16 protein-coding genes, 1 tRNA gene, 1 other RNA gene and 1 riboswitch are annotated in these 17,668 nt (G+C 70.7%); of the genes, 6 read left to right on the top strand and 12 right to left on the bottom strand.

Annotation, left to right across the window (positions count from 1 at the left end; translation table 11 throughout):
• Positions 1–124 precede the first annotated feature (124 nt).
• The 6 genes from parE to AC3WLN_RS20590 all read right to left on the bottom strand — a co-directional run bounded on the left by parE (position 125) and on the right by AC3WLN_RS20590 (position 10,430).
• Entirely contained in the window at positions 125–2,173 is a 2,049-nt protein-coding gene (gene parE / locus AC3WLN_RS20615; RefSeq protein ID WP_492484380.1) for a DNA topoisomerase IV subunit B, read from the bottom strand.
• Positions 2,174–2,437: 264 nt separating this feature from the next.
• Positions 2,438–4,414, bottom strand: coding sequence for a PhoX family protein (locus AC3WLN_RS20610; protein ID WP_492484378.1), 1,977 nt, complete (start codon positions 4,412–4,414; stop codon positions 2,438–2,440).
• A gap of 135 nt (positions 4,415–4,549) precedes the next feature.
• The gene (topA, locus tag AC3WLN_RS20605) at positions 4,550–7,363 is read right to left on the bottom strand and encodes a type I DNA topoisomerase (RefSeq protein WP_492484376.1); all 2,814 of its coding nucleotides are present in this window, start codon (positions 7,361–7,363) and stop codon (positions 4,550–4,552) included.
• 160 nt (positions 7,364–7,523) lie between these two features.
• Positions 7,524–9,431, bottom strand: a complete 1,908-nt coding sequence (locus AC3WLN_RS20600) for an AI-2E family transporter (RefSeq protein WP_492484374.1) — start codon at positions 9,429–9,431, stop codon at positions 7,524–7,526.
• Positions 9,432–9,529: 98 nt separating this feature from the next.
• A complete protein-coding gene (locus tag AC3WLN_RS20595; protein ID WP_492484372.1) occupies positions 9,530–9,913 on the bottom strand; it encodes a response regulator in 384 nt (127 codons plus the stop codon).
• 214 nt (positions 9,914–10,127) lie between these two features.
• On the bottom strand, positions 10,128–10,430 hold the full coding sequence (locus AC3WLN_RS20590; protein ID WP_492484371.1) for a hypothetical protein: 303 nt from the start codon (positions 10,428–10,430) through the stop codon (positions 10,128–10,130).
• A 314-nt stretch (positions 10,431–10,744) separates the two neighbouring features.
• Between AC3WLN_RS20590 and AC3WLN_RS20585 the strand changes: the two genes are divergently transcribed.
• The 4 genes from AC3WLN_RS20585 to ssrA all read left to right on the top strand — a co-directional run bounded on the left by AC3WLN_RS20585 (position 10,745) and on the right by ssrA (position 13,040).
• A complete protein-coding gene (locus AC3WLN_RS20585; RefSeq protein WP_492484369.1) occupies positions 10,745–11,917 on the top strand; it encodes a zinc-dependent alcohol dehydrogenase in 1,173 nt (390 codons plus the stop codon).
• Between the two features lie 155 nt (positions 11,918–12,072).
• The gene (locus AC3WLN_RS20580) at positions 12,073–12,264 is read left to right on the top strand and encodes a hypothetical protein (RefSeq protein ID WP_056469438.1); all 192 of its coding nucleotides are present in this window, start codon (positions 12,073–12,075) and stop codon (positions 12,262–12,264) included.
• Between the two features lie 52 nt (positions 12,265–12,316).
• Complete coding sequence (locus tag AC3WLN_RS20575) at positions 12,317–12,655, top strand: hypothetical protein (protein WP_492484367.1); 339 nt, start codon at positions 12,317–12,319, stop codon at positions 12,653–12,655.
• Positions 12,656–12,660: 5 nt separating this feature from the next.
• Positions 12,661–13,040, top strand: a transfer-messenger RNA (tmRNA) gene (gene ssrA / locus AC3WLN_RS20570).
• Positions 13,041–13,244: 204 nt separating this feature from the next.
• Here ssrA and AC3WLN_RS20565 read toward each other — a convergent pair.
• Positions 13,245–13,919, bottom strand: a complete 675-nt coding sequence (locus tag AC3WLN_RS20565) for a hypothetical protein (protein ID WP_492484365.1) — start codon at positions 13,917–13,919, stop codon at positions 13,245–13,247.
• Between the two features lie 46 nt (positions 13,920–13,965).
• Positions 13,966–14,352: a hypothetical protein gene (locus tag AC3WLN_RS20560; RefSeq protein WP_447677967.1), complete on the bottom strand. Its 387-nt coding sequence runs from the start codon at positions 14,350–14,352 to the stop codon at positions 13,966–13,968.
• Between the two features lie 531 nt (positions 14,353–14,883).
• On the opposite strand from AC3WLN_RS20560, the gene AC3WLN_RS20555 reads away from it, so the two are divergent.
• A tRNA-Arg gene (locus tag AC3WLN_RS20555) sits at positions 14,884–14,960 on the top strand.
• Between the two features lie 232 nt (positions 14,961–15,192).
• On the top strand, positions 15,193–15,570 hold the full coding sequence (locus AC3WLN_RS20550; RefSeq protein ID WP_492484363.1) for a VanZ family protein: 378 nt from the start codon (positions 15,193–15,195) through the stop codon (positions 15,568–15,570).
• A gap of 66 nt (positions 15,571–15,636) precedes the next feature.
• Here the strand turns inward: AC3WLN_RS20550 and AC3WLN_RS20545 are convergent, their stop codons facing one another.
• The 4 genes from AC3WLN_RS20545 to AC3WLN_RS20530 form a co-directional block, all read right to left on the bottom strand.
• On the bottom strand, positions 15,637–15,882 hold the full coding sequence (locus AC3WLN_RS20545; protein ID WP_492484361.1) for a hypothetical protein: 246 nt from the start codon (positions 15,880–15,882) through the stop codon (positions 15,637–15,639).
• A gap of 107 nt (positions 15,883–15,989) precedes the next feature.
• Complete coding sequence (locus tag AC3WLN_RS20540; RefSeq protein ID WP_492484360.1) at positions 15,990–16,193, bottom strand: hypothetical protein; 204 nt, start codon at positions 16,191–16,193, stop codon at positions 15,990–15,992.
• 378 nt (positions 16,194–16,571) lie between these two features.
• A complete protein-coding gene (locus AC3WLN_RS20535; protein ID WP_492484359.1) occupies positions 16,572–16,790 on the bottom strand; it encodes a hypothetical protein in 219 nt (72 codons plus the stop codon).
• A 440-nt stretch (positions 16,791–17,230) separates the two neighbouring features.
• Positions 17,231–17,419 carry a DUF2934 domain-containing protein gene (locus AC3WLN_RS20530; RefSeq protein ID WP_492484357.1) on the bottom strand — a complete coding sequence of 63 codons (189 nt, stop codon included), beginning with the start codon at positions 17,417–17,419 and terminating at the stop codon, positions 17,231–17,233.
• A gap of 167 nt (positions 17,420–17,586) precedes the next feature.
• Positions 17,587–17,668, top strand: a riboswitch (cobalamin riboswitch). This riboswitch is flagged as partial in the annotation.

Genomic DNA, 17,668 nt, shown 5'->3' with positions numbered 1-17,668 from the left:
AAACCCCGGCCTCGCGGCCGGGCTTTCTCGCGTCTGGGCTCCCGTTCGAGGCGGAAGCCCGCTCAGGCGGCCGACCGATCGTCGCCCGCGCCCCAGGCGTCCGGAGGCGCGGGCGATCGCGGTCTCAGATGTCGAGTTCCGCCCCGTCGGCGAAGGCGGCGCGCTCGGAGATGAAGGTGAAGCGGGCCTCGGGCTTGTTGCCCATCAGCCGCTCGACCGCGTCCCCGGTGGAATCGCGGGCCTCGTCCAGCACCTCGACCCGCAGGAGCGTGCGCTTCTTGGGGTCCATGGTGGTCTCCTTCAGCTGCGCCGGCATCATCTCGCCGAGGCCCTTGAAGCGGCCGATCTCGACCTTGCCCCCCTTGAACACCGTCCTGATCAGCTGGGCCTTGTGGTCGTCGTCCCGGGCATAGGCCGTCTTGGCCCCCTGGCTGATCCGGTAGAGCGGCGGGATCGCCAGGTAGAGGTGCCCGCGGTCGATGAGCTTGGGCATCTGCCGGTAGAAGAACGTGATCAGCAGCGAGGCGATGTGGGCGCCGTCGACGTCGGCGTCCGTCATGATGATCACCTTCTCGTAGCGCAGGTCCTCCGAGCGGTATCCGCTGCCGGTGCCGCAGCCCAGCGCCTGGGTCAGGTCCGAGATCAGCTGGTTGGCGCCGAGCTTGTCCCGGCTGGCCGAGGCGACGTTGAGGATCTTACCGCGCAAGGGGAGGATCGCCTGGGTGGCGCGGTCGCGCGCCTGCTTGGCCGAGCCGCCGGCCGAGTCGCCCTCGACGATGAAGATCTCCGAGCCGGCCATGCCGGCCTTGGAGCAATCGGCGAGCTTGCCCGGCAGGCGCAGCTTGCGGGTGGCGGACTTGCGCGCGACTTCCTTCTCCTGGCGCCGGCGCAGGCGCTCCTCGGCCCGGTCGATCACCCAGTCGAGCAGCTTGTTGGCCTGGGCCGGGGAGGCGGCGAGCCAATGGTCGAAGGCGTCGCGGATCGCGGTCTCGACGATGCGCGAGGCCTCGACGGTGGCGAGCTTGTCCTTGGTCTGGCCCTGGAACTCGGGCTCGCGGATGAAGACCGAGAGCATCGAGGCGCAGGTCGCCATCACGTCGTCGGTGGTCACCGCCGTCATCCGCTTGGCCTGGCCGACCCGCTCGGCATGCTCGCGCAGGGCCCGCAGCAGGGCGACCCGCAGGCCGCTCTCGTGGGTGCCGCCCTCGGCCGTCGGGATGGTGTTGCAGTAGGAGGCCGAGACGCCGTCGTCGGTCACCATCCAGGCCACGGCCCATTCCAGGGAGCCGTGCCCGCCCGGCTTGGTGATCTTGCCCGAGAAGATCGCGTCGGTGACGAGGTCCTTGCCCTCGAGATCGCGGGCGAGATAGTCGCGCAGGCCCCCGGGGAAGCGGTGCACGGTCTCGGCCGGCACGTCGTCCAGACCCTCCAGGAGGGCGGGGGCGCAGCGCCAGCGGATCTCGACCCCGCCGAACAGGTAGGCCTTGGAGCGCGCCATCTTGAACAGGCGGCGGGGATCGAACGTCAGCGCCCCGAAGATCTCGGCGTCGGGGTGGAAGCGCACGCGGGTGCCGCGCCGGTTCTGCACCCGGCCGACCGTTTCCAGCGGACCCTGCACGTGGCCCCGTGAAAAGGTCTGGCGGTAGAGGGTCTGGCCGCGGGCGACCTCGACCTCGAGCTCGTCCGAGAGGGCGTTGACCACCGAGATGCCGACGCCGTGCAGGCCGCCCGAGGTCTCGTAGACCTTCGAATCGAACTTACCGCCCGCGTGCAGGACGGTCATGATGACCTCCAGCGCGGACTTGTTGGGGTATTTCGGGTGCGGGTCCACCGGGATGCCGCGGCCGTTGTCGGTGACGACGAGGTGGCCGCTCTCCTCCAGCTCCACCTCGATGAAGCTGGCATGGCCCGCCACGGCCTCGTCCATGGAATTGTCGATCACCTCGGCGAAGAGATGGTGCAGGGCGCGCTCGTCGGTGCCGCCGATATACATGCCGGGGCGGCGGCGCACCGGCTCCAGCCCCTCCAGCACCTCGATGGTGGAGGCGTCGTAGCCGGCCTCGGCCGAGACGGGCGGCGCCAGCGGCGCCACGGCGTCGAGCTTGCGACGCTCGGCGGCCTTGGCCAGGGGCGCCTTGCCGCCGGCGAAGAGATCGCGTGCGGGGTCGCTCACCGGAGCGCCTCGCGCGGGTGATGGTGCGGCCGCGGGCTTCGCGGGCCGGATCGCAGAGGGAGACCGTGCAGCATTCGCCTTCATCCTCTCACCATACCGGAACAAACCGGAAACAGAAAGGGGTTCCCGCTCCGAGAGGCGGGAGCCGGAAGCCCCCGCCGCACAGGGCGTACCACCCCATGACATGGTATGGGGGTGGTTAAGAAGGCCTGACGGTGGCGCGATCGGACGATCGCTGCGGAGAGGCGCCCGCCGCGGGGCGCCTCAGGTCCCGACGCGACCGCCGCCGCGCTTCGTGATCGTCAGCACGGCGGGGCGCGGCGGCATCGCGGGGTCGAAGTCGGGCCAGCGGGTGGCGGGCGCCTCGAAGGTGGCGGGCACCGCCTTCGGGTCCTCCTCGTCGGCCTCGCCGGGATGCTGGACGGCCACGAAGAAGGTGGTGTCGTCGGGGGTGAAATAGGGGCCGCACATCTCGGCCCCGTGGGGCACGCGGAAGAAGTGCTTGCCCGTGCCGCGCCCCGGCCCTTCGGTCTCCATGGCCCAGATACCGTCGTTGCGCCCTGTCCGCGAGGGGGCGTTGCCGTCGGTGGCGACCCAGAGCCGGCCCAGCCCGTCGACGGCGCAGTTGTCCGGCATGCCGAACCAGCCGTCCTTCGTGGTGGCCGACGAGAAGGTGGCCCCCACCGCCGCGACGCTCGGATCGCCGCAGCGGACCAGGATCTCCCAGGCGAATCCCGTGGCGGCATGGTCGCCGTCGTCGGGGGTGAGCTCGACGATGTGGCCGAATCGGTTGTCGGCGCGCGGGTTGGCGGCATCGACCTGATCCGCCTTGCGCTTCCCGTTGTTGGTCAGCATCACGTAGACCTTGCCGGTCTTCGGGTTGGCCTCGACGTCCTCGGGCCGGTCCATCTTGGTGGCCCCGAGCCGGTCGGCGGCGAGGCGGGCGCCGATCACCACGTCGCCTTGCGAGGCGAAGCCGTTCTCCGGCGTCAGCGGCCCCTGCCCGAAGACGAGCGGCATCCAGGTGCCGCGCCCGTCGGCGTCGAAGCGGGCGACATGCAGGGTGCCGGAATCGAGGAGGTCGCGGTCGCCGCTGTCGGCCCGGCCCGCGGTGACGAACTTGTAGACGTAGTCGAAGCGCTCGTCGTCGCCCTGGTAGATCACGTAACGGCCGTCCTTGGCGACGATGCCCGCCGCGCCCTCGTGCTTGAAGCGCCCCAGGGCCGTGCGCTTCTTCGGAACGCTCGTCGGGTCGAACGGGTCGATCTCCACCACCCAGCCGAAGCGGTTGGGCTCGTTGGGCTCGTGTCCGACGTCGAAGCGCTCGTGGAATCGGCCCCAGGCATAGGCGCCGGCCGGCAGGTTGAAGCGCTTGTGGTTGGCGGCCTCCGGCGCGCCCTCGGCCAAGGCGCCGGAGAAGTAGTAGTTGATGTTCTCCTCGCAGGTCAGCCACGTCCCCCAGGGGGTCGTGCCGCCGGCGCAGTTGTTGATCATGCCCCGCGCCGCCCGGCCCGTGGGGTCGGCGGCGGTCTTCACCCGGTCGCTGCCGGCGGCCGGGCCGGTCAGCGCCATCGGCGTCGCGGCGGTGATGCGGCGGGCGTATCTGGAATCCGGCACCACCGTCCACTTGCCGTCCTGCCGGCGGATCTCGATGACCGAGCCGCCATGGGCCGCCATCTCGATGTCCACGAGCTCCCGCGTCATCCCCTTGAAGTCGGCCGCCTTGGTATCCTGGCGGCCGAGGCCGGGGAACATGAGTTCCTCGTTGGTGTATTCGTGGTTGACCACGAGCAGGCCGTGCGCCGCCGGGTCGGCCGCCCCCGGCATGGGGAAGTAGCCCACGAAGTCGTTGTTGTAGCCGAATTGCTGGGCCTGCGCGGCCGCCGTCTGGTTGCGGGGGTCGAAGGCCGGCGCGCCGGGCAGCACCGGGTCGCCCCAGCGGATCAGGATCTCGGCGTCGTGCCCGGCGGCGACGTGATGGTGCGCGTCCGACCCGGCCTCGATTTCTTCGAACGGGAAGCGGGTGCCCGGACCTTGGGCCGCCTGCGCCGCTCCGGCGGCCAGGGCGCGGGGCGTCACCACCGCCGCGATGGCGCCGACGCCGAGGAGCCCGCGCAGGAGGTCGCGCCGGTCGAAGCGGGCCGCCACCACGTCGCCGAAGGTCGGATTCGCGCTGTCGTTCGACCCGCGATCCTCGGCGGCCTCCGCGGCCTGCGAGCGGGTTCGCGTCGGTTCGGTCATGCGGCGGGTCCGTGAAGGCGAGGGGACGGCGGGTGGCGACCTCTCCCGCTAGCCGGCCCGCATGGCACCGGTGTGACAGCGGCCGACACCCCGGCCGAGGCCCGCCTCCGGCGGCGCGCGCTCCGGCCGCCGGTCCTAGGCCTTCCGGCGTGCCGCCGCGGCGGGCGTGTCGGCGGCGGGCGCCGCCGCCTTCTTGGCAGCCGCCGTCTTCTTCGAAGCCGCCGTCTTCGGGGCGGTCTTCTTCGGAGCCGCCGTCTTGGAAGGCGACGCCGCATCCGCGTCCCCCGCCTCCGCGGAAGCCTGCGTCACCGGCGCTTTCTTGGTCACCGCCTTCTTCGCCGGGGCCTTCTTCGCCGGGGCCTTGGCGCCCGCCGCCTTGCGGGCCGGCGCCTTCTTCTTGCCCCCGCCGGCGGCCTCCCGGGCGGCGATCAGCTCCAGGGCCTGGGGCAGGTCGACCGCCTCGGCCGCCATGGTCTTGGGCAGCGTGGCGTTGGTGGTGCCGTCGGTGACGTAGGGGCCGTACTTGCCCGATTTCACCACGATGGGCTTGCCCGTCTCGGGGTGCTCGCCCAGCGGCCGGCCCGGATCGGAAGCCGGCCCGCGCCGGCCCCCGCCCTGCTCCTTGGCCACGATGAGGTCGATGGCCCGGTTGGCGCCGATCTCCAGCACGTCGTCGTCGCGCCCGAGATTCGCGTACATCTTGCCGTGCTGGACGTAGGGGCCGAAGCGGCCGAGATTGGCCAGGATCGGCTCGCCGGTCTCGGGGTGGCGGGCCACCTCGCGCGGCAGGGCGAGCAGCTTCAGGGCCATCTCCAGGTCGACCGAGGACGGGCTGGTGCCCTTCGGGATCGACGAGCGCTTGGGCTTCGGGGCCTCCTTCTCGGTCGAGGCTTCGCCGAGCTGGACGAAGGGGCCGAAGCGCCCGTCGCGCACCGTCACGGGCAGGCCGGAGACGGGGTCGTTGCCGAGCACCCGGGTGCCGGGCTGGCCCCCGTTCTCGGACGAGCCCTCGCCGTCGCCCTCGACGCCCGAGGCGGCGAGCTGGCGGGTGTACTTGCACTCCGGATAGTTCGAGCAGCCCACGAAGGCGCCGAACTTGCCGAGCTTCAGGGAGAGCTGGCCGGAGCCGCAGGTCGGGCAGGTGCGCGGGTTCGAGCCGTCGGCCTTCTCGGGGAAGATGTGGGCGCCGAGCAGGTCGTTGAGGGCGTCGAGCACCTCGGCGACGCGCAGCTCCTTGGTGCCGGCGATCGCGGCGGAGAAGTCGCGCCAGAAGTCCCGCAGCACCTCGCGCCAGTCGATCTCGGCGTTCGAGACCCGGTCGAGCTGCGTCTCGAGGTCGGCCGTGAAGTCGTACTCGACGTAGCGCTTGAAGAAGCTCTCGAGGAAGCCGGTGACGAGGCGGCCCTTGTCCTCGGCGACCAGCCGCTTCTTGTCGATCCGCACGTATTCGCGGTCGCGCAGGGTCTGCAGCACGGCGGCGTAGGTGGAGGGCCGGCCGATGCCGAGCTCCTCCATGCGCTTGACGAGGCTGGCCTCGGAATAGCGCGGCGGCGGCTCGGTGAAGTGCTGGGTCGAGGCGATGCGCTCGCGCTTGAGCGCGTCGCCCGCCTTCATCGGCGGCAGGCGCCGGCCGTCCTCGTCCTCCTCGTCGTCCTTGCCCTCCTGGTAGAGGGTGAGGAAGCCGTCGAACTTCACCACCTGGCCGGTGGCGCGCAAGTCCAGCTTGCGCGGGCCGACCCCGGCCACGACGTCCACCGTGGTGCGCTCCAGCTCGGCCGATTCCATCTGGCTCGCCACCGTGCGGGTCCAGATCAGTTCGTAGAGCTTGGCCTGCTCGGCATCGACGGTGCGGGCCACGGTCTTGGGCAGCCGGCCCATGTCGGTGGGGCGCACGGCCTCGTGCGCCTCCTGGGCGTTCTTGGCCTTGACACTGTACTTGCGGGGACTCCCCGGCAGGTAGCGCTCGCCGTATTCCTGGCCGATGACCCGGCGGGCATCGGCGATGGCCTCCGGCGCCATGTCGACGCCGTCGGTCCGCATGTAGGTGATCAGGCCCACCGTCTCGCCGTCGATCTCGACGCCCTCGTAGAGCTTCTGGGCGGCGCGCATGGTCTGGGCCGGCGCCATCCCGAGCTTGCGGGAGGCCTCCTGCTGCAGGGTCGAGGTGGTGAAGGGCGGGGCGGGGTGGCGCTTGGCGGGTTTCGCCTCGACGCTGGCGACCGAGAAGGTGGCGAGTTCGAGGTCGCGCTTGAACGCCGCCGCCTCGTCGCCGGAACCGACGTCGAGGCGCTGGATGCGCTTGCCGTCGGCGCCGGTGAGGCGGGCCTCGAAGCTGGCGCCGGTCTCGGTCACCAGGGTCGCCACCAGCGACCAGTATTCCCGCGGCTTGAAGACCTCGATCTCGCGCTCGCGCTCGCAGACGAGGCGCAAAGCCACCGACTGCACGCGCCCGGCCGAGCGGGCGCCCGGCAGCTTGCGCCACAGCACCGGCGAGAGGTTGAAGCCGACGAGATAGTCGAGCGCCCGGCGGGCCAGGTAGGCGTCGACCAGGGCCTGGTCGATCTGCCGGGGCTGGCGCATGGCGGTCTCCACCGCCGCCTTGGTGATCGCGTTGAAGGTCACGCGCTCCACCGGTATGCCCTTGAGGGCGCGGCGGGCGGTGAGCGCCTCGACCACGTGCCAGGAGATCGCCTCGCCCTCGCGATCCGGGTCGGTGGCGAGAATCAGGCCGTCGGCCCCCTTCAGCGCCTTGACGATGTCGGAGACGCGCTTCGAGCCCCGGTCGTCGAGCTCCCACAGCATGTGGAAGTCCGCCTCCGGATCGACGGAGCCGTCCTTGGCCGGAAGGTCGCGGATATGGCCGAACGAGGCGAGGACCTCATAGTCGCGGCCGAGATACTTATTGATCGTCTTGGCCTTGGCCGGCGACTCGACGACGACGACTTTCATGTGCTGATACGAGCCTCTCGTCAGGGCCTGACCCGCAGCGACGACCATGCGCAGATTGTGCGGGGGGCGTCGCCACCCGTCCGGAGAGGGGGTCGGCGCGGGGGAGAAGTGGGTCAAGGCCAGGGGGATGTCAAATGCCACCGCCCGGCCCGGCCCGGCCTCACCCCCGTTTGGCGAAGGTCAGGGCCGCGTCGAGCGCCCCGTTCAGGGTGGTCACCAGCACGTCGGCGGAGAGGGTGCGGCGCAGCCGGTCGAGGGAGGCCGGATCGCGCTCGCGCCAGAAGCCGACGATGACCCGGACGCCCGGAATGGCCCGGCGCGCCTGGCGCACGTTCAGGCGGATCTGCGACAGGCTGACGGGCTCCAGGTAGGAGAAGCAGACCAGGGCGATGCCCGAGAGGTCGTCCGGCGTCTCGCCCCGGCGCAGCTGCGCCATCGACATCACCTGCGCCCCGAGGCCGTGCCGGTCGAGGATCTGGCCGAGCATCAGGGTCGCGGCCTCGTCGAAGGGCCCGCGGCTCGACACGCACAGCACCGGACGCGGCGCCCGCCAGCGGGCCGGGAGGTCGTCGGGGCGCAGGACCACCGCGGCGACCTGCCGGTCGGGGCCGATCGCCGCGATGGCCGCCGAGGTCTCGGAATTGCCGGCCGAGCCGGAGCCCGACCGGAGCCCGCGGCCCCCCGGCACGCTGCCGAGGCGGGCGACCACGGCGCGCAGGGCGGCGCCGACCTCGTCCTGGCGGGTCCGGTCGAGGGTGCCGCGCGAGAGGTCCTCCTGCGCCATCAGCAGGCCGGCGAGCACGACCTCGTCGTAGTAGGTGACGAGGGCGCGGGCCTTGAGGAACATCCGGCCCTGGTCGATCGCCTCCTCGGGGTCCCCCGCCAGCATGCGCTGGTAGAAGATCTCCGGGGGCGACAGGGCCGGGCGGTCGCCCAGGATCACGTCGAGGTACCAGAGCCGCTCGATGTGGCGCCCCAGCACCACGAGGCAGACGGTGATGGGGGTCGCCAGCACGAGGCCGATCGGCCCCCACAGGAAGGCCCAGAGGGTGGCGGCCAGGATCACCGCGATGGGCGAGAGCCCGGTGGAATGGCCGTAGAGCAGCGGCTCGACCACGTGGCCGGCGATGGGCTCCACCACCACGAACAGGATCGCGGTGGCGATGACCATGCTCCAGCCCGGATCGACGGCGGCGGCCACGATGAGGGGGAGGAGGGCGCTGATCGCCGCGCCGATATAGGGCACGAAGCGCATGATCGCGGCGAGCACCCCGAACAGGATCGGGTTCGGCACGCCGATGACCCAGAGGCCGAAGCCGATCACCACGCCGAAGGCGATGTTGAGGACGAGCTGGGCGAGGAAGAACCGGCTCAGGCGGGCCACCGCGTCGTCGATGGCCGCGGTGGTGCGGCGCAGATCCCCCGAGCCCGCCAGGCGGATCGCACGGTTCCGCAGGTCCTCCCGCTGCAGCAGGATGAAGATCGTGAAGATCAGGATCAGGCCCGTGGTGGCCAGGGGATGCAGGATCGGACCGGCCACGGCGCCCAGCGTCCCGAGCAGCCCCGCCTTGGCGGTGGCGATCTGCACGTGGAGCGGATGGGCGAGGCTGCCCGCGCTGCCCTCGGGGGTCGTGGCGTTCGGGTCCGGCTGCAATTCGGCGCCGAGGTCCTGCACCATGTCGACCATGCGGGAGAGGGTGCCGCTGCCGGCGGTCGCCTCCTTCAGGGAGGCGATCTTCTCGCGCATCGTCACCTGGTAGCGCGGCAGGTCCGAGGCGAGCTGGGCCGCCTCGTTGGCGATGAGGACCGACACCCCGAGGAGCGCCCCGAAGGCCGTGAGCACCACGGCGAGGACGGCGAGCGCGCGCGGCACCCGGATGCGGCGCAGGAGGCGCACCCCCGGCACGAGGACGAAGCTCAGCAGGATCGCGAGCGTCACCGGCACGAAGATGTCGCGCCCGAGATACAGGGCCGCCGCGATGGTGATCACGAGGAGGCACGAGGCCAGGGTCGTGAAGACCGGCATCGCCTGCCGCAGGAGGCGGGCGGTGATGGGATCGTCGCTCATGTCGGGGATGGGTCTCGTTGGGGTGAGCGACGCGGCGGCCGGCGCGCCGGACGCGCGCGCGGCGGTCCGGAGAGACGCCTCGAACGGAGGCGGGCGCCTCAGGCGATGGCGGGCGCCTGGGGTCCGACCGCGGCGTTGATCTGGGTGAGCAGCTTGGAGAAATCCACCGGCTTGGGGTGGTAGTCGTTGCAGCCGGCCTGGATCGCCTTGTCGCGGTCGCCCGACATGGCGTGCGCGGTCAGGGCGATGATCGGGATGCCCTTGGTGTCGCTGCCGGATTTCAGCACGCGGGCCGCCGACCAGCCGTCCAGGATCGGCAGGTTCATGTCGAGGAGGATGACATCGGGCTGGCCGGTGCGCGCCTGCTGCACGCCGGCCTCGCCGTCATGCGCCAGGATCACATCGTAGCCGCGCCGCTTCAGCCGGCGGGACAGGAAGTCCCAGATCTCCTCGTGATCTTCCACCAGCAGGATTTTCGCCATGGCCCCTCTACCCCTCGATCGTCGTCGGCCCCGATTCCGCCCGGCAGATCGCATTCCGGACGGCCCATGCGGGACCCGAGCTCATGGAACGAACCCGGACCCCCGAGCAAGACGCGTGCTCGGGCCGTGCGGTGAACGCACGATCGGCCGGAACGGTCCATGCCTCCCGGCGCGATCCAGCGACACGGGGGCCTGGCTGTGACGGTCGGGCCCGTCAGGGCGCGCGCGATGCGGGCGTGGACTGTGCAGGCATGGACTGCGTAGGAATGGGCTGTGCGGGAATGGGCGCCGCCGGCACGGGCGCTGCGGGCCGGGGCGGATCGAGACTCGTGTGGGGGCGGTCGTCGCTGAAGCGCCCCCGGGTGCCCGGCAGGAGGCCGTTGTCCTGCATCCAGATCATCAGCATCACCGCCGCCAGCAGGGTCGCGAACGACGTCAGCCGGCCGACATGGCGCCGCCGGACGACCATCAGCACCAGGGTCGCCAGGAACAGGAGGAACAGGACGAGGAGCAGCATGCGGCCTTCCCGGGCAAGCCACCCGGCCGGGCCCGGAGCCCGGCGCGGATCGCGGGGCCAACGGGGCGGACGCGTCCCTCGTTCCGCCGGCCAGGCCCCGCCAGGGAAACCGAGACAGGCCCCGCCAGGGAAACCGAGACAGGCCCCGCCAGGGAACAAGGCGCCGCCGGGGAAACCGGGACAGACCCCCTAAGGAACAAGGCGCCGCCGGGGCACCTTCTCGTCCGGAGGGCCCGTCCGCGGCCACCGCCTCCCCCCCACCCGATTCTGACCGCGCGCCGGACTTCCGGCCCCCGGGCGACTGGAGATCCGCCATGAAGGCACTGTGCTGGCACGGCAAGGGCGACATCCGCTGTGACACCGTCCCCGATCCGCGGATCGAGGATGCCCGCGACGTCATCATCAAGGTGACGTCCTGCGCGATCTGCGGCTCCGACCTCCACCTGATGGACGGGCAGATGCCCACCATGGAAGCGGGCGACGTCCTCGGGCACGAGTTCATGGGCGAGGTGGTCGAGGTCGGGACCGGCTTCACCAAGTTCCGCAAGGGCGACCGCATCGTCGTGCCCTTCAACATCAATTGCGGCGAGTGCCGCCAGTGCCGGCTCGGCAACTTTTCGGTCTGCCAGCGCTCGAACCGCAACGCCGCGATGGCGGCCGCGCAGTTCGGCTACACCACGGCGGGCCTGTTCGGGTATTCGCACCTCACCGGCGGCTATGCCGGGGGCCAGGCCGAGTATGTGCGCGTGCCCATGGCCGACGTCGCCCCCATGAAGGTGCCCGACGGCATGGACGACGAGTCGGTCCTGTTCCTCACCGACATCCTGCCCACCGGCTGGCAGGGCGCCGAGCATTGCGAGATCAAGGGCGGCGAGATCATCGCGGTCTGGGGCGCCGGACCGGTCGGCCTGTTCGCGATCCAGTCGGCCAAGATCATGGGCGCCGAGCGGATCATCGCGATCGAGACCGTGCCCGAGCGGCTGGCGCTCGCCCGCAAGTACGGCGCCACCGACGTCATCGACTTCATGAAGGAGGACGTCTTCGAGCGCATCAAGGAGATCAGCAAGGGGGAGGGCGCCGACGCCGTCATCGACTGCGTCGGCATGGAGGCCACGGCCGGCCACGGCATCGCCGGCGTGCTCAGCACCCTTCAGGAGAAGCTGACCTCCACCGAGCGCCCCTACGTGCTCGCCGAGGCGATCAAGGCCGTGCGCCCCTGCGGCATCGTCTCGGTGCCGGGCGTCTATGGCGGGCCGGTGCCGGTCAACATGGGCTCGATCGTGCAGAAGGGCCTGACCCTGAAGAGCGGCCAGACCCACGTGAAGCGCTATCTCGAGACGCTGACGAAGCTGATCCAGGCGGGCAAGTTCGACATGACCTCGCTGATCACGCACCGCTCGGCCGACCTCGCCGACGGTCCGGACCTCTACAAGACCTTCCGCGACAAGCAGGACGGCTGCGTGAAGGTGGTCTTCCACCCGAACTGAGCCGAGACCGCCAAGACGGAAAAAGGATCTCCGAAGTCTGAAACCCTGTCGTGCGTCGGTTTTCGATGCGCGGCAGGACAACAACCAAGGATATCTCACTCATCTCGCACCGATGTGCATTGCGGAATGGCCCCGGCATCCGCTAAAGCCGAGCTATGTCAGACTTGGAATCCCTCCTCAACCGTCTCAAGGACGCTCAGAGGACCCTCATCACCGAAGCCGCGAAGATCGAGATGCTGCCGCCCGACAGCGTGCTGCGCCGGGTCGCCGACCTCGAGAACACCATCGCGGCCGTCGAGGCCCTGATCGAGGAGCAGGCCCATCGCCGCGGCCGCGCCACGGGGTAAAGCCGCGACACGGGGTAAAGCCGCGCCCCGGAGGAAGGCTGGCGCGCCCCTGATGACCCCGGACGGACGCTACCTCGTGGTGCGCGGCCGTCTCTGGCGCCGGACCCGGCCCGATCTCGAACCGGCCGCACGCGAGACCCTCGTCGCCGCCCTGATGGATGCCCGCCGGGCCGTGAAGGCCGGCAAGGCGGCGCAGGACCCGGAGGCCGTCGCCGCGGCCCGCCGCGCCGTCGATGCGGCCAAGCAGGGCCTCGGCGAGCGCGGCCCGGTCTGGTGGGACGACGGCGCGCCCGACCTCAACCGACACATGGCCCGCACCACGCCCTACGCCGAGTGGTTCGCGCGGGAGACGGCGGGTGCAGGGGAGCCTCCGGCGGGTGCGGCGGGATAGCGCGCCGGCTGGACCCGCGCGGCGTTTTCGCCTATATCGGACCTGCGGTTGATGACCGGTTCGTAATAACGTTTCAGGACCCGGAGGGCAGTACTCCGGCGCCTCCACCACAAGCCCATCCGCTGCGGCAGGCCCGCGCCCGATGGTGGTCTTCTGATGGGGGCGAAATAGGATCGACTGGGCGGTAAAGGGATCGCGAGTTCGCTCTCACCTCGGTGCGGGACGATGCGGCTGTCGGTAAGGACTCGACCGGTTCGACGCAGGCAACCCCTGTTTCGGGCATTTGGCCAAAACTCTAAATGCCAACGATAACGTTGTCATGGATGCCCGCCTCGCGGCGTAAGCATCTTGCGGTAGGGTAACCGTCGAAACAGAACCCGGAGCTTCGGCTCCGGGACCCACCTTTTCCCGATTCTGCGTCGAGAGACCGGCCCCGCCCACGGCGATGGCCCGGGCGCGCATTCGCGTCCGATCTCCGAAGCGTCGTCCCGACCTCTCCGAACGCGAAAAAAACTCCGGTGCCGAAGGCGCCGGGGTCTTTGGTGCGGCCTGCGGGCCGCCCGCGCGGCGCGGGCGGCGGGATGGAGGCTCAGACCGGGGTGGTCGGGTAGGCGCGCACGCGGTTGCGGCCCTCGACGGTGCCGCCCAGGGCGTTGCCCGGGATCGCGTCCGGCGAGGTGGCGGCGGCCGCCTGCGGGGCGGTCCAGCCCTCGGCCCGCCAGTTCTGGGCGCGCTCGTCGACGTCGATCGAGCCGTGCTCCTCGAGGATGTCCATCACCCGGGCCGCGTGGGTCTGGTCGGCCCGGACGGTGACGAGGGTGCCGCCGCGGCGCACGCCCTCGCTGTAGGTGTGGGCGTCGGTCTCGCTGAGGCCCGCCCCCGTGAGGCCGCCGGCGAGGCCGCCGGCCGCGGCGCCGATGCCAGCGCCCGTCAGCGTGGCCACGAGCCAGCCGGCCGCCACCACCGGGCCGACGCCCGGGATCGCCAGGAGGCCGAGGCCGGTCAACAGCCCGGCCGCGCCGCCCAGGACCGTGCCGACGGTGGCACCGGCGCCGGCGCCGCTGGAGGCCTTCTCGGGCGTGTCGCCGTGGACGGGGGCGTCGAGGTCGGTGGTGGTGCGCAGGCGCCCGGCATGCCGGTCGCCCTCGTTGCTGCTCACGATGCTGATGTCGGAATGGGCGATGCCGGCGGCCTCCAGCTTGGAGACGGCCGCGCTGGCATCGTTGTAGTCGTCGTACAGGGCGGTGATGGTCTGATGGGCCATGGGGTACTCCTGTGGGCGGACGAGGGTGGGAGGGGCCGAGGCGGGCTTACTGCGCCGCCACGTTGCCCTTGAAGTCGACGCCGACCTTGACCGGCTTGCCGTCGAGCACCGCTTCGCCGCGCCAGATGCCCTTGTCGTCCTTGGTCAGGCCCTTGACGTCCTTGTAGCCGGCCTCGGTGAGGCGGTGGTGCGTCTGGGCCTCGGTGAAGCTGTTGGCGCCTTCCTCGAGCTTGGCGTTGGACGCGGCCTTGGCGGTGGCGGGCTTGGTCGCGTCCGGCTTGTCGGTGTTGGGCCGGGTCACGGCCTCCTGGCCGCCGGAGGTGGCGCTGGACTTGGCGTCCGGCGCGGGGGTGCCGGTCACGGTGGTCTGGGCGAAGGCCGAACCCGCACCGAGGACCGTCAGGATGGCGAGGGTGGTCAGGGACCGTTTCACGGCGTTCTCCTTAGTCAGTCTGCGTCTGGGACGCTGAGATCCGTCTGCGAGTGGGCGACGGGCGAAAGTCCCTCTCAATTCGGCAGGACGGCAAAGCGTTCCAGGCCGGAGCCCGGGAACTCGAAACAGAGCCCAGAAATTCAAGCCAAAGCTCAGGCATTCGGACACGAATGGCCGAGCCTGCGCGTTGTCATAAATGTTCCATCTTGTCGTGACAGGTCTTGGCGGATGACATGACAAGATCAGCGCCAGCACAGGACCCGACCTGTTCGGTGCGGATATCCAGGATCGCCTCCGAATCCGCCGCTGAACGCGAGAAAACTCTGAAAGCCCGGACGAAAGTTCGGTCGAGCGCTCGGCCTCGACGCGGCGCAGGGCAGGGCACCGATCCCGGCGCCCGCGCGGTCGCGCCCGGACGGAACGGGATTCCCGACGGCGCGAAAAATCTGTCCGGCCAGGGTTGCCAGCGCAAAAGGGAGCCTCTAAACACCCGCTCACACCGGGGCGGCACTCAACGCCCACCGGTCGCAGGCGCCCGTAGCTCAGCTGGATAGAGCACCAGACTACGAATCTGGGGGTCAGAGGTTCGAATCCTTTCGGGCGCGCCATTCTATTTCACGACATCTTCGAAGACCGAACCGGGCAGCGTTTCGCGCCTGAGGTTCCGGCCCGGCGGCCGCGGCGCTGCGGTTCCGCCCCGCCGTTCAGCGAGCCGTCACCCCCGGTCCCCTATCCGCACCCGCTCCCCATCCTGTAGGACGGCGCAGGGCCCGCGCTGCGCTGCGGTGACCGCGCCCCGGGGCGACCGGGACGGGCAAGGGACGGAGGACGGGAGCAGGTATGTCGCGAATCCACGCCGCCTATCCGAGGCTGTTCCGCGTGGCGGCCTGGCTCAGCGTCGCCGCCCTGGTCTGGCTCTCGTGGATTCCGCGGGAATGGGAGGCGCGCACCTCGCTGCCCGGGCAGATCGAGCACACCGTCGCCTATTGCGGTGCGGCCGGGCTGTTCGTCCTCGGCTACGGCGCGCGGCGCTGGTGGCGGATCGCCCTGCCGCTCGTGGCCCTCGGGGGCGCGCTGGAGATCGGCCAGTCCTGGATTCCGGGCCGGACCGCCCAGGTCGTCGATTTCGCGGCGAGCGGCACGGGAGCGCTCCTCGGCACCCTGGCCGGCCTGCTCCTGCTGCGCCTGCTGGTCAGGACCCGGATCTTTTCGCGCTGATCTTGCCGCGCCGAACCCTGCCGCGCCGACTCATCGCCAATCGCGTCGCCCGCCCGTGCCGGCCGGTCACGCCTTCCGGGGCGAGACGGGCGCGGGCTCGGAGTTCCAGACCAGGGACGTCGCGATATAGGTCGCCTCGACCGCCACGAGCATCCAGATCGCATCCGCCAGGACGATCCCGATCGCGCGATGCTCGAGGGCGCCCTCGACGCCGATGGCGACCGCCAGCAGCGAGACGATCACGAGCAATCCGGGCAGGCGAACGGCCTGGCTTGCGGCGGCTCCGAGCGAGGCGAAACAGATCAGCAGCATTTGCGCACCAACACCAACGCTGCCGAGACTACCTAGGTATTTGGAGGACACAAGCAGAAATAAAGAGCAGATTTGTGCTTTGCAGCATTGAAGCTGCACTGCGGTCGTCATCCTATTACAAGCCACAGCAGCCCATAAGCCGCCCAGCAGAGGAAGATCACCCAGGCCAAGGTCAGTCCCACGCCGAGGCCGAGGGCGGCCAGGATCGATCCGCCGTGCAGGAGACGGCCGACCGCCGCCCGGACGGACCGGGCCGGCGGAGCCTCCCCGAGACGCTCGGGATCATGCGCCTGATCGGGCGACCGGTTCATCGAGGGGTTCCCAAGGGACGGACATCGGCACGGCACGCGCTGAAATGTGCCCCCTCAACGCCATCGGGCAGACTATCGTTGCACATCGAAAGCGGCCGTCAAGTCCATCCGCCCCTCGACCCGGGCCGAAGCCGTATCCGCCGAAGAACGCGCCCGCGAAATCTGGCCCATGAGACATCTATCCCATGGTAAAATTGCCAATGACAAGATTTTCTGATGACAAGAATTGCCAAATACAAGAATTTCTTAAGACAAGACCCGCACAAGACAAGACCTGCCCAGGAAGCGGGATGATCCGCGCGCCGACGGGAGCGGAGCCGGCCGGTCCCGACAGCCCGCGCGGCCCGATGCGTTGCCGGGCCGACGAGCCCTGGGCAGTCACGCTCCCCCCGCCGGGACGCTCTCGCCGGCCTCGCGGGACGCCGCCCCGCCGCGCCGGCCGAACGGCGCGAAGGTGTCGAAGGGCTTGAACCGGACCGCGCGGAGCAGCGGCCGCGCGAGGGCCAGGGGGCCGGCGAGCCCGAGGCGATTCAGGCTCCTGGCGATCAGGCAACCGCGGATGGCGAAGAAGGTCCCGAGGCCGAGATCGCCGAACATCCGGGCGATGCTCGTCCGATCGTCCCCGAACAGGGGGTCCGCGGTGAAAGACAGACGCCCGTGATCCAGGATCACGACCGATGCCGCGATGCACCGCAGGATCTGAAGGGAGGACGGGGGCGCGGAGGGCGCGACACCGACAGGTCGATCCCGCTTCGGCTCACCGACGGCCGGACGCGAAATCGGACTGTGGATCGCCGGATCCAAGCGAGCCCCCAGCGTCGGCAACGTCCCGGGACGTCCCATGGAATCGCGCGACGCATCGCGCGTCGGCAGGAGGCCGGAATCAGGGTGGCGGAAGCCTCAGCGGCATGGGCCCGTCGAGCCCTGCGCCTCCTGCCCGCTCGGGCCGCGTCGGCGCCGGGGGGCTCCGTAAACCGGGCGGACACCCCTCCGGGGGCCACCCCGCGCGGATGGACGGGTCCCGCAGCCCCGCCGCGTCAGGAGCCGGCGCCCTCCTGCGGCTCGGGCACCGCCGTCCTCGCTTCGTTGCGGCTGCGCTCGGCGCGCAGCTCCCGCTCGGCCATCAGCCAGAACTCGACCTCGAATCCCTCGGGGCGGTGGTTGCGCTCCCAGATCTCGTGGGCGCGTTCGCGGATTCGCTCGAACGTGATTCCGTCATCCGACATCGTGCCTCCTGCTCCTTCGGCTCGGTCACAGCCCGCTGCGTCGACGCGGGGCCAACGCTCCAGGGCGGGATTCGTCCCCGGGCGGGATTCGTCTTCAGGACGGCATCGCCCGCCCGCTTTCCCACAAGCGGGCGGCCGGGGCGGTTTGACCGGCCCCCCGGAAACCGCCTAGCCTGTCCCGCGACGGTTCCTCGGTCACGAGGATCAAAAGGGAACGCGGTGAGGGTGTGAGCCCGAGGCCGCGGCTGC

It is taken from the genome of Methylobacterium sp. FW306-05-D (assembly GCF_058782155.1).
Note: the sequence above shows the minus strand (reverse complement) of the source record. Positions and strands in the feature narration are given on the sequence as shown.

Excerpts from the sequence above, each read along its gene's own strand:
- AC3WLN_RS20610 (WP_492484378.1), bottom strand. The coding sequence starts at position 4,414 with ATGACCGAACCGACGCGAACCCGCTCGCAGGCCGCGGAGGCCGCCGAG.
- topA (WP_492484376.1), bottom strand. The coding sequence starts at position 7,363 with ATGAAAGTCGTCGTCGTCGAGTCGCCGGCCAAGGCCAAGACGATCAAT.
- AC3WLN_RS20600 (WP_492484374.1), bottom strand. The coding sequence starts at position 9,431 with ATGAGCGACGATCCCATCACCGCCCGCCTCCTGCGGCAGGCGATGCCG.
- AC3WLN_RS20595 (WP_492484372.1), bottom strand. The coding sequence starts at position 9,913 with ATGGCGAAAATCCTGCTGGTGGAAGATCACGAGGAGATCTGGGACTTC.
- AC3WLN_RS20590 (WP_492484371.1), bottom strand. The coding sequence starts at position 10,430 with ATGCTGCTCCTCGTCCTGTTCCTCCTGTTCCTGGCGACCCTGGTGCTG.
- AC3WLN_RS20585 (WP_492484369.1), top strand. The coding sequence starts at position 10,745 with ATGAAGGCACTGTGCTGGCACGGCAAGGGCGACATCCGCTGTGACACC.
- AC3WLN_RS20580 (WP_056469438.1), top strand. The coding sequence starts at position 12,073 with ATGTCAGACTTGGAATCCCTCCTCAACCGTCTCAAGGACGCTCAGAGG.
- AC3WLN_RS20575 (WP_492484367.1), top strand. The coding sequence starts at position 12,317 with ATGACCCCGGACGGACGCTACCTCGTGGTGCGCGGCCGTCTCTGGCGC.
- AC3WLN_RS20565 (WP_492484365.1), bottom strand. The coding sequence starts at position 13,919 with ATGGCCCATCAGACCATCACCGCCCTGTACGACGACTACAACGATGCC.
- AC3WLN_RS20550 (WP_492484363.1), top strand. The coding sequence starts at position 15,193 with ATGTCGCGAATCCACGCCGCCTATCCGAGGCTGTTCCGCGTGGCGGCC.
- AC3WLN_RS20545 (WP_492484361.1), bottom strand. The coding sequence starts at position 15,882 with ATGCTGCTGATCTGTTTCGCCTCGCTCGGAGCCGCCGCAAGCCAGGCC.
- AC3WLN_RS20540 (WP_492484360.1), bottom strand. The coding sequence starts at position 16,193 with ATGAACCGGTCGCCCGATCAGGCGCATGATCCCGAGCGTCTCGGGGAG.
- AC3WLN_RS20535 (WP_492484359.1), bottom strand. The coding sequence starts at position 16,790 with ATGTTCGGCGATCTCGGCCTCGGGACCTTCTTCGCCATCCGCGGTTGC.
- AC3WLN_RS20530 (WP_492484357.1), bottom strand. The coding sequence starts at position 17,419 with ATGTCGGATGACGGAATCACGTTCGAGCGAATCCGCGAACGCGCCCAC.